Below are 16,506 nucleotides of genomic sequence, written 5' to 3'. Positions count from 1 at the left end.
GGCCTGTGGTGTCCCGGCCCGTGCGCCGGCTCTGCGGGCCGCTGTGCGGGTCGACGACCCGAGGAGAGAGTCCCGGTGGGGCGGGTGCGGTCAGGCCCGCACGACGGCGCTGGCCCGACCGGAGGAACCGGTCGGGCCAGCGGTGAGCCGTCAGAGGGTCAGGACCGGTAGCCGGCGGAGCGGAACTCGTACTCCCGGTCGTCGTCCCGCTCGGTCGGGTCGCGGCTGAAGTCCCAGCCGCCGGCTGCCTCGCGGCCGGGCCGGCCGCCGACGGCGAAACCGCCGATCTCCTGGCCGCGACGCCAACCACGGAAGTAACCGGTGGTGTTCTCGGCGAGGCTCGCCGCGTCCCGGACGATCCGCAGCGGACGCTCCTCGCGCAGCGGCGACCCGGGCACCAGGTTGGCCTGCGGCACCCGCTTGGGCAGCCCGGCGGAGGTCTCCGCGCCGACGGCCGGCTGCGCCACCTTCTCGGCGGCCTGCCAGCCGGTGTCGGCGGTCGACGACCACTCCAGGTCGCTCTCGTCGCTGTGCCCGACGAACCAGGCCGACTTGGCCTGGGCGAAGATCAGCAGGTCGCCGTCGCCCTCGTCGGAGACGGGCGGCGGGCGGTGCTCCATGGGGGCGGGGCGGCGTTCGGCCGGTTCCGGTCGCCGCTCCAGGCCCGGCCGGTCGCCGCGTGCCGGCCGCTCGACCCGGTCGAGAAGCTCCGGCCGTTCCGCACGGTCGAGCCGTTCGGGGCGGTCGGCGGGCCGGTCCAGCCGACCGGGCCGCTCGGCCCGGATGGGGCGGTCCAGCTGCTCCGCCCGGTCGGCCCGGTGGGGCCGTCCGGCCCGGCCGGCCTCGTCCCGGTCCACCAGCCGCAGCGGCGGGGTGTCCAGGTGCGGGTCGGCGGGGGTGTCCAGCCCGTCCCGCAGGGCCCGGTCGGCCAGCGGCGGCGGCTCCACCAGCCGCAACATCGGCGGCTCCTGCGGCAGGTCGTCGGCGAGCCACGGCGGGGTGATGCGACGGCCGGCACCGGCGTCGGTGGGCGCGTCGGCCGACCGGCCGCCCCGCTCGCCGTACGCCGGCACCACCGGGTTGTTGGCGGAGCTGTCGGCCGGATCCTCCGGGTTGTTGACCAGCGGCCAGTTCGCCCGCGACCCGGGCGGGGCGGTGGGCTGCTCCGGCTCGGGCCGGCTGACCGGCACCGGGACGTTCAGGTCGGTGGCGCTGAATCCGCCGGTGGGGGCGGAGAGCGCACCGGCGGTCTTCGGCCGGGGCGGGATCACGGTGCGCTGCCGCTCGGCGCGGGCGTTGTTGATCGCGGCGGTGGTCAGCGTCGGCCGGAACGGCTCACCGGCCTCGGCGGGCGGCACGGTGCCGCGCTGTGCCGGAGCGATCGGGGTGATCCCCGGGGGAGGCGGCGGCGGAGCCGAGACCGGCCGGTTCGTCGGGGCGTCCATCCCGCGACGGATCGGCGGGATCATGGTGGTCGGAGCATCCGACCCGCGATGGGCCGCCGGCATGCCCGGGTCGGTACGCGCGGGCGGCACCGAGGTCGGCAGGCCGGCCGCAGCGGCCGGGGTGACCGGTGCCGGGGCTACCGGCGGCGGCGTGATCGGGGCGGGTGCCACCGGCGGCGGGCCGAGCGGTCGGGGCGCGGCCGGCATGCCACTGCCGGGGACCGGCTCGGGACGGCTACGGCGGCCGGTCGGTACCGGCGGCGCCGGCTCGGCGGGCCGGACCGGACGCAGCCCGGGGCCAGTGCCGCTGATCCCGGTCAGCTCGGCGACCTGCTCGCCCCGACGGGCGGCGGCGCGGCGACCGGGCAACGGGCTCGGGACGCTGACCCGGGTGGCGAGCGCGCCCACCAGGGCCTCGCATCCGGCGTCACAGGCGCGCACCGCGGCGACCGACTGCCGGACGGTCTCGGCGACGGCGGAGGTGAGCGCCCGGTTGACGGTGGCCCGGCGCGGGGTCTCGGAGACGGCCACCCGCAGCGCGGTGACCGCCGCCTCGATCTCCCCGGCCTCGGCGACCCCGTCGGCGGTGAGCCGTGCGGTGACCGCCTCGGCGGCCACCGACATGTCCCGGCCCCGGGCCGACGTGCCGGTGAGCATGTTCGGCTCGGGCAAGGCGTCGAGGACGGCCAGCGCCACCGGCTCGGCCGGGTCCGGGTAGGCCCGCAGGGCCGCCGGGTAGAGCTCGCGGAGCACCTCGCGCAGGGCCACGGCGGCGGAGTGCCGGCCGCTGGACAGGGCGGCGTGAGCGGAGAGGACCTGCTTGAACCCGGCCAGGTCCCGGGGTGCCGGGAGGGTGACCGCGGAGAGCGCGCCCGCCTGGAGGGCACGGGCCAGGCCCACCGCCCGCCGCTCGGCCGGCGCGGACTGCATCTCCTCCAGGGAGTCGTCGTCGGCGAACCGCTCGGCGAAGTCGTCGACCGAGTCGTCGTCGGCGATCGCGAGTGGACGGCCGGCCGCGCTCAGCAGTGAGGTGACCGCGTGGTCGTCGCTGTCGGCCGCGATCGCCACGCCGCTCGGCCCGCCCGACCGCTCCACGAACAGCGTGACGAGCCGGGCGTAACCGGCCGCGTCGTCGCTGATCTCGTGGACATGCAGCAGACGGCCTGCGTCGTCGACCACGGCGGACGTCAGCGTCGATCCGGCCGAGGCCGGCCGGTCGGCCGGATCTGCCGAGGCCAGACCGCAGTACACGCGCACGAGCGCCAAGGCGTCGTCCTCCTCCCGGGACACCGGTCTATTCACTGCCAGCCACTGATGCTCCCCGCTCGGGGTCAGTCGCGCCAGTCCACGACGGCAGAGATCTTGCCGACAATGGTGCGCCATCCCAAGCTTGCGGTCTGGGCCCCGATTTTTTTCAGCCGCCTACGGCCGAGAAATCCACCGACTCCGCCGTTGACAGAAGCGCGGAGCGCCTCGTCGAGGTCGTCCAGGCTCGAACCGGCCGAGAGCATGTCCAGCACGGCGGGTAGCCGCAGCGCGTACGACAGGTCGCGGGCGACCTCACCGGCCTCGATGAGCAGGGTCGGGTCCCACGTGTCGTGCCCGCCGCGCAGGTTCTCCACGACCAGGTCGAGCTCGTAGGTGTCCTCGTCGCGCGGGGCGATGTCGGCGGGCTCCACCCGTTCGGACAGTTCATTCCAACCGTCCAGTTGAGACAGGTCGTTGGGCGCGCCGGAGCGGATGAAGCTGACCAACGACTCGGGCGTCTTGAACAGCAGCAGCCGGCCCTTGTGGCTCAGGAAGACCGGCACCTCCTCGTCGCCCTCGGCGTCGGCTTCCTCGTCGCCGTCGCCGTCGCCGTCGGTGTCCGTGTCGTCGTCGGTGGCATCGGCGTCCGGGTCGACGGTGTCGGTGTCCGCGTCGGCGGCGTCGCGCTTGCGGTCGGCCCGCTTGCCGTCGCCCTCGGCCTTGGTGTCCGCCTCGTCGTCCTCGGCCGTGAGGGCGGCGAACTCCTCGTCGAGGATGATCACCTCGTCGTCGTCCTCGGCCTCGACGACCTGACGCCGGGCCAGGAAGGGGTCGTCCTCGTCGCGCTCGACGACGTCCGTCGGGGTCAACTCGCGTGCCGGCCGGTACGCCCGGAGCGTGAAGCCGGTGCCGGCGGGCCGGGCGATCTCGACCGGATCGATGTTCAGCTCGTCCCAGAGCGAGCGGTCGACCGGGCCGGGCTCCACGTCGGGCCCGGTCGGCCCATCGGTGTCGCCGAGCTCGGGTTCGTCGGCGTCGGGCCGTTGGGGCGACTGGCGGGCCACGCTGACCTCCGTGTGCGTCGGGTTTAACCATCCGGCGACCGCGCGGTCGCCGAGTGACTCTGGGCACATACCCTAATGGGCGTCCCTGCGTCGGCGGACCCCGCACCCCGGCGGCACCGCGAACGCGCACCTCGGCGGCGCTGTGAACCCGCACCCCGGTGGCGGCCGGGGCCCGTGTCCCGCTGGCGGTCCGGCGGGTCGACAAGTAGCGTAACTACACATGAAGGCTCAGGCGTTGCACGGTCACCTCGACGCCCTGCTCCTGGCCGTGCTGGAGCAGGGGGAGCTGCACGGATACGCCGTCATCGAGGCACTGCGCGTCCGCAGTGACGGGCAGCTCGACCTGCCGACCGGCACCATCTACCCCGCGTTGCGTCGGCTGGAGCGGGCCGGCCACGTGGCCAGCTCCTGGAGCACCGTCAACGGTCGGGAGCGGCGCACCTACCGGCTCACCGACTCCGGCCGGGCGTCGCTGGCCGGTGAACGGGCCGGCTGGCGCGAGTTCAGCGCGACCGTCGGCCGGTTCCTCGACCCCGCCGCCCCACCCCCCGGCCCGGCCTGACCGCCGGCCCGGCCCCGACTTGGCCGCGGCCGGGCCGTCGCCGGGGACGCGGCGTCAGCGGGTGGCCCCCAGCCACAGCCGGGTGGCCCGGAAGAGCGTGAAGTAGGCGGCACCGGCCAGCACCGAACCGATGATCATCGGCGGCCAGGTCAGGGCCGCGTCCCACAGCCCGGCCGACCAGGCGAACAGCGCCACCCCGGCGACCGCGCCGACGACCAGCGTGCCGGCCAGCCCGAGCCCGAGCAGCCGCTCGGCCGGCGGGCCGCTGCGGCCCCGCCGGGCCGCCCAGCGCCCGCCCAGCAGGGCCGCCAGCGCCAACCCGGCCACGACCAGCCAGATCCCGTCCACCGAAGCGGCGAGCACCTGGTAGCCCGGCGGCGGGGGCGGCCCACCGCTCCAGCTCGACCCCTGCCAGGTCAGGTCACCGCCGAGGGTCAGCACCACGGCGATCAGCAGCGCCCGCCGGGACAGCCCGCGCAACGCCCCGGCGGCCAGTTCCGCCTGGTACGTCGGGGCCAGCTCGGCAGGTGTCCCGAAGTCGGCCACGGCCCGCCGCTCGGCCTCCCGCGCCGGCAGCCCCCGCTCCCGGTACGCCTCGGTGGCGTCGTCCAGCGCGTCGCGTACCTCGCGGAGCATTTCGGTCCGTAGCCGTGCCGGACCCCGCAGCCGGGACCCCAGATCCCGCAGCCGCTCGTCGATCGCCGTCCCGTCGCAGGCACGCATGGCACCACCCTGTCACGTGCCGGTGCGCCCGCGCGTCGGGGAGATCCCCGGACCCGCGCCCCGGGGCCGGGGCCCGGGATGCCGCGCCGGGTCAGGGCGTCAGGGCCAGGTAGCCGCGTTCGGCGGCCGCCTGGAGCAACCACTGGTCCCGGTACCAGCCGGGGGCGGCGACCAGCTCGGTGTGCCGTCCCCGCTGGACGACCCGCCCGGCGTCGAGCACCACGATCTCGTCCAGCCCGGCCAGGCCGCTGAGCCGGTGAGTGATCACCAGCACCGAGCGTCCGGCGGGGGTGGCCGCCAGCGTCCCGGCGAGCACCGCGTCGGCGGCGACCGGGTCGAGCCCCTCGGTCGGCTCGTCCAGCACCAGGACGCCGGGCGCGGCGAGCAGTGCCCGGGCCAGCGCGAGCCGCTGCCGCTGCCCACCGGAGAGCTGACCGCCCTCCTCGCCGACGACGGTGTCCCAACCGTCCGGCTGTTCGCGTACCCAGTCCAGCAGGCCGGCGGCGCGGGTCGCGTCGACCAGCTCCGCCTCGCCCGCGTCCGGTCGGCCGAGCAGCAGGTTCTCCCGGACCGAGGCGTGGAAGACGTACGCCTCGGCGAGCAGGCCACCGACCGCCCGGGGCAACTCCTCGGGCGGGTACGCCGAGACGTCCCGGCCAGCGAGGGTGACCCGGCCGGCGTCGGGTCGTACCGCCCCGGTCAGCACGGCGGCCAGGGTGCTCTTGCCCGCCCCGCTCGGCCCGACCACCGCGATCCGGCGTCCGGCGGGCAGGTCGAGGTCGAACCCGGCCAGCGCCGGGGCGGCCCCCTCCCGGTACCGGACGACGACCCCCTCGAACCGCACGTCGGGCCCGGTCGTGGTCGCGTCCACCGGGACGCTGTCCGCCGCGTCGGTGCCGGGTTCCGGGGTCGGCCGCTGCCGACCGGGCCCGACCGCGGGATCATCGTCGGGGGCGTCGTCGAGCAGGGCGGCCACCCGGGCCAGGCCGGCGCGGAGCTGGGTGTGCTGACGCGCCGCGCCGACCAGCGCCAACGCGATCTCCACCGCGGCGAGGGTGCCGACGGCGAGCACCCCCACCAGCACCCCGGACACGTCGGCGCGGAGCGCGGCGAGCACCACCCCGGCGGCGGTCAGCCCCGCCACCAGCACCCCGGCCGCGTCCACCGCGAACCCGGCCGCGGCGAGCCGGCGCTCCAGCCGGGCCAACCGGTCGGCGCGCCGGGTCGCGGCCCGCAGCGCCTGCCCGGTGGCCCCGAAGGCGGCCAGGTCGGCGGCACCGTGGGTGAGGTCGACGGCGTCGGTGGCGAGTGCGCCGCGCAGCGGCGCGACCTCGTCGGCGGCCCGGCGGGTCAGCGCGGTGGCCAGCGCCGGCAGCGCCACCCCGGCGACCAGCAACCCGACCGCGAGCACCCCGGCGGCGGGCAGCGAGACCAGCGCGGTCCCGCCGATGGCCAGCACCCCGACCAGGGCGGCCGCCGCCCCGGGCACGAGCACCCGCAGCAGCAGGTCCTGGACGGCCTCGACGTCGGAGACCAGCCGGCTCAGGGCGTCCCCGCTGCGCTGGCTGGCCGGCCCCCGACGGGCGGCGAGGCTGGCGAAGACCCGGGCCCGGACGTCGGTGATCATGCGGAGCACGGCGTCGTGACCGGCGAGCCGTTCGGTGTAGCGCAGCACCCCCCGGCTGACGGCCAGCGCCCGGACGGCGACGATGGCGACGGTGAGCCGGTCCAGCGGTGGCTGGCCGGCGGCGCTCATCAGCAGCCAGGTGGCGGTGGCCATCAGGGCCAGCCCGGCGAGTTCGGTGGCCGACGCGAGCAGCCCGGCCCCGACCAGCCGGCCCAGGTACGGCCGGGCCAGCCGCAGCACCACCCGCTCGGGTCCGGTGCTCGGCGGCGGGCCTCCCGCGCCGGGGGGAGGGGCGGTGCTCATCGGCCGGCCTCCGCGGTCGGGGTCAGCTCGGTGACCCGGCCGGCGTCGACGTGCAGCACCCGGTCGGCGTCGGCCAGCAGGGCCGGCCGGTGCGCCACCAGCAGGGCGGTACGCCCGGCGACCAGCCGCCGGGTGGCGTCCAGGACGATCGTCTCGCTCGCCGTGTCCAGCCGGGCGGTCGGCTCGTCGAGCAGCACCAGCGGGGCGTCCCGGAGGAAGGCACGGGCCAGGGCGACCCGCTGCCGCTGGCCGCTGGACAGCCCGTGGCCGCGCTCGCCGAGCAGGGTGCCCAGCCCGTCGGGCAGGGCCGTCACCACCTCGTCCAGCGCGGCGTCGGTGACCGCGCGGGCCAGGTCGGCGTCGGGGGTGTCGGGTGCGCCGAGCCGGATGTTGTCGGCAAGCGTGGCGGCGAACAGGTGGGCCCGCTGCGGCACCCAGGCGATCTGCCGACGCCAGTCGTCGCAGTCGACGTCGGCCAGGTCGACCCCGGCCACGGTGATCCGGCCGGCGGTCGGGGTGACGAAGCCGAGCAGCAGGCCGAGCAGGGTGCTCTTGCCGGCACCGCTCGGCCCGACGACGGCGATCCGTTCGCCGGGCCGGATGGTGAGCGTGACGTCCCGCAGTGCGGTGGTCCGCTCGTAGGCGACGGTGACACCGGAGAAGACGATCTCGCCGTCGCCGGCCGGCGTCCGGGCGGGTCCGGCGGTTGCCGGGGCACCTTCTGCCGCGTCGGCCGGTACGGCGGAGACGGTCAGTGCCTCGTCCAGCGCCGTCAGCCCCTCCATGCTGGCGTGGAACCGGCTGCCGGCGGCCCGCAACGGCAGGTACGCCTCCGGGGTGAGCAGCAGCACCAGCAGCGCGGTGGCCAGGGTGATCCCGCCGTCGAGCAGCCGGATGCCGACCGGCACCGCGACCAGCGCCACCGACAGGGTGGCGACCAGCTCCAGCACCAGCGCGGAGAGGAAGGCGATCCGCAGCGTCCCCATGGTGGCCACGCGGTGCCCGTCGGCCATCCGGCGGACCACCCCGGTCTGCGCCCGTGCCCGGCCGAACGCGCGCAGGGTGGGCAGCCCGGCGACCATGTCGAGGAAGTGCCCGCCGAGCATCGACAGCCGCCGCCACTGCCGTTCGGTGGCGGCCTGCGCCTGCCAGCCGAGCAACGCGCCGAAGACCGGGATCAGCGGGAGGGTCAGCACGATGATCAGCGCCGAACTCCAGTCGGCGAAGACCAGCCGGGCGAGCACGGCGGCGGGCACGGTGACGCTGAGCACGAGTTGGGGGAGGTAGCCGGTGAAGTAGGCGTCCAGGGCGTCGAGGCCGCGCCCGGTGAGGGTGGCGAGTTGTCCGGCCCGCTGGCCGGCGACCCAGCCGGGCCCGTGCCGGCCGACGGCGGCGAGCAGGTCGGCGCGGAGCGTCGCCTTCACGGTGGCGGCGGCCCGTGCGGCGACGGTGCCCTGTCCCCAGGTGACCAGGGCCCGGCCGCCGACGGCGGCGACGAAGCCGGCCAGCGCGCCGGTGTCCAGCCGGCCGTCGATGCCGGCGGCGAGCACCGTGGCCAGGGCGGTGGCCTGCCCGACGACCAGCAGCGCGGTGAGCCCGCCGAGGGCCGCGAGCACGGCGAGGTCGCGCCGGGCCGCGGGGACCCGGCGCAGCAGACGCGGGTCGAAGGGACGGCGGTTCACCAGTACACCGGTGCCCTGCCGTCGGTCCGTCCCCGGAACACCCACCAGCACATCGCCTGGAAGCCTAGTAGGGCCGGCAGGAGGGGCAGCAGCAGCCAGCCCAGCAGCTGCGACGTCGGCCCGCTGGCCGCCGCGTCGGTGACGGTCACGGTGGCCGCCGGGTCGACCGTGGAGACCAGCACCGCCGGCCAGCGGGCGGCACCGACGAGGGCCACCGGTAGCGCGAGGGTCGCGCCGGTGGCGGCCAGGGCCACCCCGGGCCGACCCCGGCGCAGCGCCGCGCGGGCCGCCAGCAGCGCCCCGACCAGCACCACCACCAGCAGTATGGCGGGCAGCGGCTGGCGGGTCGCCGCGCGTACCCGGTCGGAGAGCAGGCCCAGCGTGGTGGCCGTGGTGACCGCGACGAGCGCCCCGACGAGCAGCCGACGGGCCAGCCGGGCGGTCGCCGGGGCGTCGGCGGCCGGCAGGCGCAGGGTGAGGAACGTCGCACCGTGTGCGGCGGCCAGGGCGAGCAGGGCGAGCCCGGTGGCGGCGACGAACGGGGTGGCCAGGTGGGTCTGCCCGGCGACGTGGCCGGTGGCGTCGATCGGCAGGCCCTGGAGCAGCCCGGCTAGCAGGGCGCCCCAGCCGAAGGTGGCCAGCGCGCTGCCGGCCACGATCACCCGGTCCCAGGCCCGGCGGGCGGTCGGGCCGGCAGGCCGGCTGCGGAGCTGCACCCCGACGGTGACCAGGATCACCCCGGCTAGCGCCCCGGCCACGGCGGGGTAGTGGCCGGAGAGGAGTTCGCCCTCCAGGGTGGGGAACGCGCCGAAGAGGATGCCGACGGTGGCCACCAGCCACACCTCGTTGCCGAGGAGGAACGGGCCGAGCGCGGTGAGCCGGGCGCGGTGGGCGGTCGGGGTGTCGCGCCGGGCGAGCAGCAACCCCACCCCGTAGTCGTAGCCGGCGAGGACGAGGTAGCCGGCGAAGAAGAGGCCGAGCAGGGCGTACCAGAGCAGGGGCATCGGGGGTCCTGTCAGGCGAAGGCGGGGGTGGGGCGACGCGCGTCGTCGGGCGTGCCGGGCGGGCGGCCGAGCGCCGGGTCGACCGCGCCCCGGGCGGCGTGCCGGGCGAGCAGCGTCCAGTTGGTGACGGCGAGCGCGCCGAGCAGCAGGCTGAAGCCGATCAGTGAGGCGAGCATCAGGCCCGGGTCGACGCGGGAGACGGCCTCGTCGGTGGGGAGCAGCCCGTACGCGGCCCAGGGCTGCCGGCCGACCTCCCTGGCGAGCCAGCCGAGGATCACCGCGACGAACGGCAGCGGCAGGGCGAGCAGGACGAGCCAGAGCGGGAACCGCAGCCGGATCATCCAGTCCCGCCAGAGCAGCGGCAGCAGCAGCCAGACGCAGCCCAGGGTGAACCCGATGAGGATCATGAAGCCGAGCCCGACGTTGGACAGCACCGGCGGGGTGTAGTCGCCGGGGCCGAACCGGGTGGTCCACTCGGCGATCCGGGCGTCGGCGGTCGGGCCGGCGTCGAACTTGGTGGGTTGCAGCTCGCCGACCGGGCCGAACTGGGCGAAGCCGAACCCCTGCACCAGGCTGACCGACAGGGCGGCGGTGACCAGCCCGATCCGCAGTGAGGTGCGGTGCAGGGCGAAGTCGGCGGTCCGTCGGATGAGGTGCCAGGCGCTGACCGAGGCCATCAGCATGCCGCCGGTGAGCAGGCTGGCGGCGATCACGTGGCCCAGCGCCATGCCGAGGGTGGGGTTGGTGAGCAGCGCTCCGAAGTCGGTCAGGTGGGCGACCCCGTCCCGGAGCCGGTAACCGACCGGGTGCTGGAGCCAGGCGTTCGCCACCATGATCCAGAAGGCCGAGGCGTACGCGGTGAGCGCGACCCCCCAGAGCAGCGCCAGGTGTACGCCGCGCCGCAGCCGGTGCCAGCCGAAGATCCACATGCCGAGGAACGTCGACTCCAGGAAGAACGCCACAAGCGTCTCGATCGCCAGCGGGGCCCCGAAGACGTTGCCGACGTAGCGCGACAGCCCGCTCCAGTTCAGCCCGAACTGGAACTCCAGCACGAGGCCGCTCGCGATGCCGAGCACGTAGTTGATCACGTAGAGCTGGCCCCAGAAGCGGGTCATCCGCTCCCACTTCGGGTCCCCGGTGAGTGCCCAGGTCGTCTGGAGGCCGACCAGCAGGGTGACCAGGCCGATGGTGACCGCCACGAAGAGGAAGTGGAGGGAGGTGGTGGTGGCGAACTGGAGGCGCGCGAGGAGCAGGGTGTCCATGAACCTCTCCACTGGTAGTCCCGCTTGTCGTAGCAATGCTACACGTAGCTTGGCTACCTATAGGCGCGTGCGGAAGCGCCGCCCGGTACCCGGGGCGTCAGCTCAGGAACAGCGAGATCGGCAAAGCGGCCAGGGTGGTCGTCACCACCAGCGCGGTGGCCCCGAGCAGCCGGGGCGGCCGGTCCGCGACCAGCAGCCGCTGCACCCGTACGTCGATGTCCCGGTCACCGAGACCGAGCGTGCCGGCCGGGGCGATCCGGTGCCCGGCGGCGGCGAACCGGCGCAGCGCCCCCGCCAGCGGCGCCTCGGCGTGCAGCGCACGGGCCTTGTCGTCGGCCCGCATCTCGACCAGCAGGGCGACCCGCTCGTGGGCGGCGCCGACCCAGCGGAACCACGGCAGCGCGCGGCGCAGTGCGGTGAACGGCAACAGCACCAGGTCGTGCCGCTCCTGGGCGTGCGCCCGCTCGTGGGCGAGCACCGCCGCCAACTCGGCCCGGTCCAGCAGGCTGAGGGTGCCGGCGCTGACCACCACCCGGGGCCGCACCCCGGGCAGGCAGTACGCGGCGGCACCGGGATGGTCGAGCACCAGCGCGCCGGGGATCGCCGGGTCCCGACGGGCGACCAGGGTGAGCAGGTCCCGGTGCCGACGCTGCGCCCGCACCGTGGAGTGCACGCTGCGGACGGTCGTGCCGAGCAGCACCGCGCCGATGCCGAAACCCACCCCCACCAGGCCCAGGTGGACGGCGGTCACCCCGGCCGGCAGGGTGCCGTGGGCCAGGTCGTCGGCGAGGGCCAGCAGCGCCCCGCCGGTCGGCCGGTCGTACGCGGTCAGTCCCAGCGCCATCGGCAGGCCCATCGCGGACAGGCCGAGCGCCAACCCGACCGCCTGCCAGCAGACGATCGCCACCCGGGGGGCCCGCCACGTCCAGGTGGCGCGGGCCAGCACCTGGGCGGTCAGCCAGCAGGCCAGGACCGCCCCGGCGAAGTGCACGGCGTACGCCACGGCGGCCGCCCTACCGGTCCGTGGCCTCGTCGACGGCCCTGGCCCGGCCGGCGCGCGGATCCCCGACCCGGTCGGTCAGCCCGGCCCCGGTCGACCCGGCGTCGGGTCCGGCCGGTGCCGGGTCGGTCAGCCCCGCCTCCGCGCCGAGCGCCGCCCGCAGCACCTCGGCCTCGGTGCCGGTCACCGAGCGGGCGAAACGCACCAGTGCGGCGTCCCGGCTGCCACCGAGGTCGAGGGCGTCGAGCATGAGCTGGGCGATGTGCGCCTCGCGGCTGGCGGCGGCCCGGTAGCGCCAGGCCCGCCCCTCGCGTTCGCGTTGCACCATGCCCTTGCCGGCGAGCCGGTCCAGCACGGTCATCACCGTTGTGTACGCCAACTCGCGTCCGTCCAGCGCCTCGGCGACCTCGCGCACGGTCACCCCGTCCGACGTGCCCGGGACCCCGTCCCAGAGCACGTCCATCACCGCCCGCTCAAGATCGCCCAACCGAGTCACCAGGTAATCCTACCCCCGGTAGTACGACCGGTTGTCGGACCACCTGACGACCCGGAGGCGGGTGGCCCCTCGGGCCGGTGCGGACGCCGGTCGATCGAGGCCGACCGGGGCCGTTCGGACCTGATCCGGCCCGGCGCTGTCCGTTGCCGGACCGTCCACTGTCAAAGGTCCGACCCCGGCTGGTAGACGATCTCCAGTCTGTGAAGGAGGCACCGTGAAGGCTCACGTCCGTCGGCTGACCGTCGTCCTCGCCGCGACGGCTCTCGGGTCGTTCCCGGCCGTGCCGGCGTCCGCCGCCGGGGTGCCGGCCGCCCCCGTCTCCGTCGCGGCCGAGGTCGACGGGCTGGCCCTGCGGGTCGAGTGGACACCTCCCACGGACCGCAGCGGCATCACCGGCTACCGGGTGAGCACGGTCCCCGCCGGGCTCTCCCTCGACCTTCCGGCCGACGCGCACCGCGCCGTGCTCGCCGGGGTGCGCCCGAACACCGGCTACGTCGCCCAGGTGACCGCCCTGGCCGGGGCCGAGCAGTCGACCCCCACCCGGGCCGGTGGGGCCGTCACGGTGACCGCGCCGGGCGGTTCCCTGGTCGCGGTGCCCCCGGCCCGGCTGCTGGACACCCGCGCCGGGCTGGGCGCGCCGGCCGGTGCCACCCGGCAGGTGACCCTGACCGTGGCCGGGCGGGGTGGCGTCCCCGCTACGGCGGTGGCGGCGGTGGCGTTGAACGTCACGGTCACCGCCCCGGCCGGCGGCGGCTTCGTCACGGCGTACCCGGGCGGTACGGCCCGACCGACGGCCTCGAACGTGAACTACGCCCGGGGGCAGACGGTGGCCAACCTGGTCGTGGTGCCGGTCGGCGCGGACGGCACCGTCGTGCTCTACTCGTCCGCCCCGACCCACCTCGTGGCCGACGTCGCCGGCTGGTTCTCCACGGCCGGTACGGCCTCACCCGCCGCCGGCCTGTTCCACGGCCTTGCCCCCGCCCGCCTGGTCGACACCCGCAGCGGGCTCGGCGGAACCACCCCCGGCCCGGACGGGCAGCTCGACGTCCAGGTGACCGGGGCCGGCGGGGTGCCCGCCTCCGGGGTGTCGGCCGTGGTGCTCAACACCACCGTGGCCGGCGCCGACACCGCCGGTTTCGTGACGGCCTACCCGGCGGGGCAGCCCCGCCCGACCGCCTCGACGCTGAACTTCGTGGCGCGGCAGGTCCTCGCCAACCGGGTCATCGTGCCCGTCGGGGCCGACGGCAGGGTGAGCTTCTACAACCGGGCCGGGTCGACCCCGCTCGTCGTCGACGTCACCGGCTGGTTCAGCGACGGGTCGGACCCGTCGGTCGGTGGGGCCTACCTGGCCAGCGTCCCACCGACCCGGATCGTCGACACCCGCAGCGGCCTGGGGGCCGCGAAGGGGCCGGTCACCGGGGGTGCCTCGCTCTCGGTGGCCGTGGCGGGCCGGGCCGGCCTTCCGGCGGCCACCGCCGCGTTGCCACCCACCGGGTTGGTCGCCAACGTGACGGCGGTCCAGCCGACCAGCGCCGGGTTCCTGACCGTCTATCCGTCCGTCACCGCCCGACCGACCGCCTCGGACCTCAACTTCACCCCGGGCGCGGTGGTGCCCAACCTCTCCGTCGCCCCGCTCGGTGTCGACGGCGGCGCGCTGGTGCACAACTCGGCCGGTGCCACCCACGTCGTCGTGGACGTGGTCGGCTACTTCCTCGGCGACACGGCGGTGCCCAGCAGCACCCGCCAGGTGAGCGCCGGTGACGTCCGCGCGGTGACCGGCGCACCCGACGGTGACCGCCAGGTGGTGCTGGCCCCGACGGCGGCGACGCCGCAACCGGGTGAGGTGCTGTCCGCCGGGCCCGGCGCGGCGACCCCCGACGGGCTGCTGGTCAGGGTCGTCGACACGGGCACCGACGCCCAGGGCAACCGGGTGCTGGCCACCGAACCGGCGACGTTGCAGGAGGCGTTCGGGGCCGGGCACTTCGCGATGTCGGCCCCGCTGTCCGCCGACGACGTCGTGGACGCCGGGACGCCGGCCGGGGCGGGGCCCACCCCCCTCACCCCGGACCGGTTGCGTCGACGGCTCGCCGGGCGGGAGGCGACCAGCCCGGTGGGGCAGGGCATCAACCGCACGGTGAGCTGCTCCGGGGGCGGGTCGGTCGCGGTGGTGGGTAGCGTCAGCGTGAGCCCGTCGGTCGACCTCTCGGTCGAGTGGGGCTGGTTCTCGGTGCAGTCGGTGACGTTCACCGGCACCCTCTCCCAGGACGCCGCGCTGACCGCCACCGCGAAGGCGGCGAGCGGCTGCCACCTCGGGCCGGTGCCGCTGCTGCCCACGCCGATCCGGTTCACGCCGATCACGTTCAGCATCGGGCCGGTGCCGGTGGTGGTCACCCCGCAGGTGCAGTTCTACCTGTCGGCCGAGGGCACCGTCAGCGCCCAGGTCACCGCCGGTGCCACCCAGCACGCCGAGGGCACGCTGGGGCTGTCCTGGTCCGGGGCCAACGGCCTGCGACCGATCGCCCGTACGAACAGCAGCTTCACCTACACGACGCCCACCCCGACCGGCGGCGCGTCGGTGGCCGCGCGGGTGGGCCCCCGGCTCGAACTCTTCCTGTACGGGGTGGCCGGCCCGTACCTGACGGCGGACGGCACCGTCGGCCTGTCGGCGAATCCGGCGGCCGAACCGTGGTGGACGCTGACCGGTGGCCTGGACGCCGGAGCGGGCATCGCACTGCCCTCGCTCGGCTTCGACCAGAGCAATCCGTCGATCCTGCGTTACCGCCGGACCCTCGCCCACGCCCCCTGGCCGCAGCACCTCTACGCGGTGGAGTGCGTGAGCAGCGACTGCTACACCACGCTGCGCCTGGTGCAGACCGACGACCGGGGTGGCAGCCGGCGGCAGATCGGCGGGACCTTCTCCGGCGGCGTGATGGGCCTGGCGGTCAACCCGGCCGGCACCGAGGTGATCTACCAGCGGACCTTCTCCGGCCGGGGCAAGCCGCTCTTCGTCCGCAACGTGGCGACCGGGCAGGACCGTCAGCTCACCGCGCAGGACCCGAAGTGCACAGGCATCGACACGTTCGACACGTTCCCGGTGTGGTCCCCGAACGGCGCGACCGTCAGCTTCTCCCGCAGCAGCAGCTTCGGTAACTACACCTGCCCGTCGGACGGCGTCTACGTCGTCCCCGCCGGTGGCGGCACCCCGACCCGGGTCAGCGCCAACCGGTGGGACGGGCCACCGTCGTGGAACCCGGCCAACGACCGGTGGGCGGTGACCACCGCCACCCAGCCGGCGACGCTCTACACCAGCGCACCCAACGGCAGCGGGAAGAAGACCCTCTACACCGGAGGCCGCGACGAGGGCTTCAGCCCCGCCGCCTGGTCGCCGGACGGCGCGACGATCGCGTTCGGCACGGTCAACGGCCGGGTGTACGGCTACTCGCCGGCCGGCGCCCGGCTGTGGAGCCTGACGCCGGCCAACTACTGCACCGGCTATCCGGTGTCCTGGGCCCGGGACGGCGAGTCCGTCTTCTACCTCGGCTGCCAGTCGGGAAACAGCTCCCGCACCGTCTACCGGGTCAACGCGGCCACCGGTGCGACGCCCGCCCCGATCACGTTCGACCGCCCGGTCGTCGCGCTGGCGGTGGGCCGCTGAGCGACACCGTGACCCGGGCCGTCACACCCCCTTGGGGTGCCAGACGGTCTTCGTCTCCAGCAGCGCGGTCATCCGGCCCAGGCCCGGGTCGCCCGTCCAGTCGTGGTCGGCCGGGGCCGGCCGGAGCACCCGCTTGAGGTTCTCCGCCGCCCTGGCCTCCAGGTCGGTCGCCAGCTCGGGGTCGGTCACCCCGGCCAGGTCGATCGCGTTGACGTCCAGGTGCGCGGCCAGCGTCGGCGCGGTCTCGGTGATCCGACCGGTGAGCAGGTTGACCACCCCGCCGGGCAGGTCCGAGGTGGCCAGCACCTCGGCCAGGGTCACCGCCGGAAGCGGAGCCGACGGGGAGGCCGCCACCACCACCGTGTTGCCGGTGACGATGGCCGGGGCGATCACGCTGACCAGGCCGAGCAGCGCCGGGGACTCGGGGGCCACCAC

The 16,506-nt window shown here is 75.9% G+C and carries 12 protein-coding genes; 2 read left to right on the top strand and 10 right to left on the bottom strand.

From position 1 onward, the window contains the following. Nucleotides 1-158 precede the first annotated feature (158 nt). Both ACOJTC_RS01580 and ACOJTC_RS01575 read right to left on the bottom strand, forming a co-directional pair. A complete protein-coding gene (locus ACOJTC_RS01580; protein WP_232378534.1) occupies nucleotides 159-2,711 on the bottom strand; it encodes a transposase in 2,553 nt (850 codons plus the stop codon). A 65-nt stretch (nucleotides 2,712-2,776) separates the two neighbouring features. Then, on the bottom strand, nucleotides 2,777-3,826 hold the full coding sequence (locus ACOJTC_RS01575) for a DNA primase (protein WP_420115456.1): 1,050 nt from the start codon (nucleotides 3,824-3,826) through the stop codon (nucleotides 2,777-2,779). Between the two features lie 151 nt (nucleotides 3,827-3,977). On the opposite strand from ACOJTC_RS01575, the gene ACOJTC_RS01570 reads away from it, so the two are divergent. Beyond that, nucleotides 3,978-4,319, top strand: a complete 342-nt coding sequence (locus ACOJTC_RS01570; protein WP_204927430.1) for a PadR family transcriptional regulator — start codon at nucleotides 3,978-3,980, stop codon at nucleotides 4,317-4,319. A gap of 54 nt (nucleotides 4,320-4,373) precedes the next feature. Here the strand turns inward: ACOJTC_RS01570 and ACOJTC_RS01565 are convergent, their stop codons facing one another. The 7 genes from ACOJTC_RS01565 to ACOJTC_RS01535 form a co-directional block, all read right to left on the bottom strand. Then, nucleotides 4,374-5,042, bottom strand: coding sequence for a permease prefix domain 1-containing protein (locus tag ACOJTC_RS01565; RefSeq protein ID WP_420115455.1), 669 nt, complete (start codon nucleotides 5,040-5,042; stop codon nucleotides 4,374-4,376). 91 nt (nucleotides 5,043-5,133) lie between these two features. Beyond that, nucleotides 5,134-6,972, bottom strand: a complete 1,839-nt coding sequence (gene cydC, locus ACOJTC_RS01560; protein WP_420115454.1) for a thiol reductant ABC exporter subunit CydC — start codon at nucleotides 6,970-6,972, stop codon at nucleotides 5,134-5,136. After that, nucleotides 6,969-8,654, bottom strand: a complete 1,686-nt coding sequence (gene cydD, locus ACOJTC_RS01555) for a thiol reductant ABC exporter subunit CydD (protein WP_420115453.1) — start codon at nucleotides 8,652-8,654, stop codon at nucleotides 6,969-6,971. Before cydD ends, cydC begins: the two co-directional genes overlap by 4 nt. Beyond that, the gene (locus ACOJTC_RS01550) at nucleotides 8,651-9,658 is read right to left on the bottom strand and encodes a cytochrome d ubiquinol oxidase subunit II (RefSeq protein WP_420115452.1); all 1,008 of its coding nucleotides are present in this window, start codon (nucleotides 9,656-9,658) and stop codon (nucleotides 8,651-8,653) included. The genes cydD and ACOJTC_RS01550 overlap by 4 nt, the downstream gene beginning before the upstream one ends. Nucleotides 9,659-9,669: 11 nt before the next feature. Next, nucleotides 9,670-10,920, bottom strand: a complete 1,251-nt coding sequence (locus tag ACOJTC_RS01545) for a cytochrome ubiquinol oxidase subunit I (protein ID WP_420115451.1) — start codon at nucleotides 10,918-10,920, stop codon at nucleotides 9,670-9,672. Between the two features lie 97 nt (nucleotides 10,921-11,017). Then, entirely contained in the window at nucleotides 11,018-11,923 is a 906-nt protein-coding gene (locus ACOJTC_RS01540; protein ID WP_420115450.1) for a M56 family metallopeptidase, read from the bottom strand. 10 nt (nucleotides 11,924-11,933) lie between these two features. Continuing rightward, nucleotides 11,934-12,416, bottom strand: a complete 483-nt coding sequence (locus ACOJTC_RS01535) for a BlaI/MecI/CopY family transcriptional regulator (protein WP_204927437.1) — start codon at nucleotides 12,414-12,416, stop codon at nucleotides 11,934-11,936. A gap of 214 nt (nucleotides 12,417-12,630) precedes the next feature. Between ACOJTC_RS01535 and ACOJTC_RS01530 the strand changes: the two genes are divergently transcribed. After that, complete coding sequence (locus ACOJTC_RS01530; RefSeq protein WP_420115449.1) at nucleotides 12,631-16,071, top strand: fibronectin type III domain-containing protein; 3,441 nt, start codon at nucleotides 12,631-12,633, stop codon at nucleotides 16,069-16,071. 21 nt (nucleotides 16,072-16,092) lie between these two features. On the opposite strand, the gene ACOJTC_RS01525 is transcribed toward ACOJTC_RS01530, so the two are convergent. Beyond that, nucleotides 16,093-16,506 (bottom strand): aldehyde dehydrogenase family protein (locus tag ACOJTC_RS01525; protein ID WP_420115448.1); only part of this gene is annotated, 414 nt, incomplete at its 5' end.

The organism is Micromonospora sp. (assembly GCF_048594385.1).
Classification (GTDB): domain Bacteria; phylum Actinomycetota; class Actinomycetes; order Mycobacteriales; family Micromonosporaceae; genus Micromonospora; species Micromonospora wenchangensis.
Note: the sequence above shows the minus strand (reverse complement) of the source record. Positions and strands in the feature narration are given on the sequence as shown.

Excerpts from the sequence above, each read along its gene's own strand:
- ACOJTC_RS01575 (WP_420115456.1), bottom strand. The coding sequence starts at position 3,826 with ATGTGCCCAGAGTCACTCGGCGACCGCGCGGTCGCCGGATGGTTAAAC.
- ACOJTC_RS01570 (WP_204927430.1), top strand. The coding sequence starts at position 3,978 with ATGAAGGCTCAGGCGTTGCACGGTCACCTCGACGCCCTGCTCCTGGCC.
- ACOJTC_RS01565 (WP_420115455.1), bottom strand. The coding sequence starts at position 5,042 with ATGCGTGCCTGCGACGGGACGGCGATCGACGAGCGGCTGCGGGATCTG.
- cydC (WP_420115454.1), bottom strand. The coding sequence starts at position 6,972 with ATGAGCACCGCCCCTCCCCCCGGCGCGGGAGGCCCGCCGCCGAGCACC.
- ACOJTC_RS01550 (WP_420115452.1), bottom strand. The coding sequence starts at position 9,658 with ATGCCCCTGCTCTGGTACGCCCTGCTCGGCCTCTTCTTCGCCGGCTAC.
- ACOJTC_RS01545 (WP_420115451.1), bottom strand. The coding sequence starts at position 10,920 with ATGGACACCCTGCTCCTCGCGCGCCTCCAGTTCGCCACCACCACCTCC.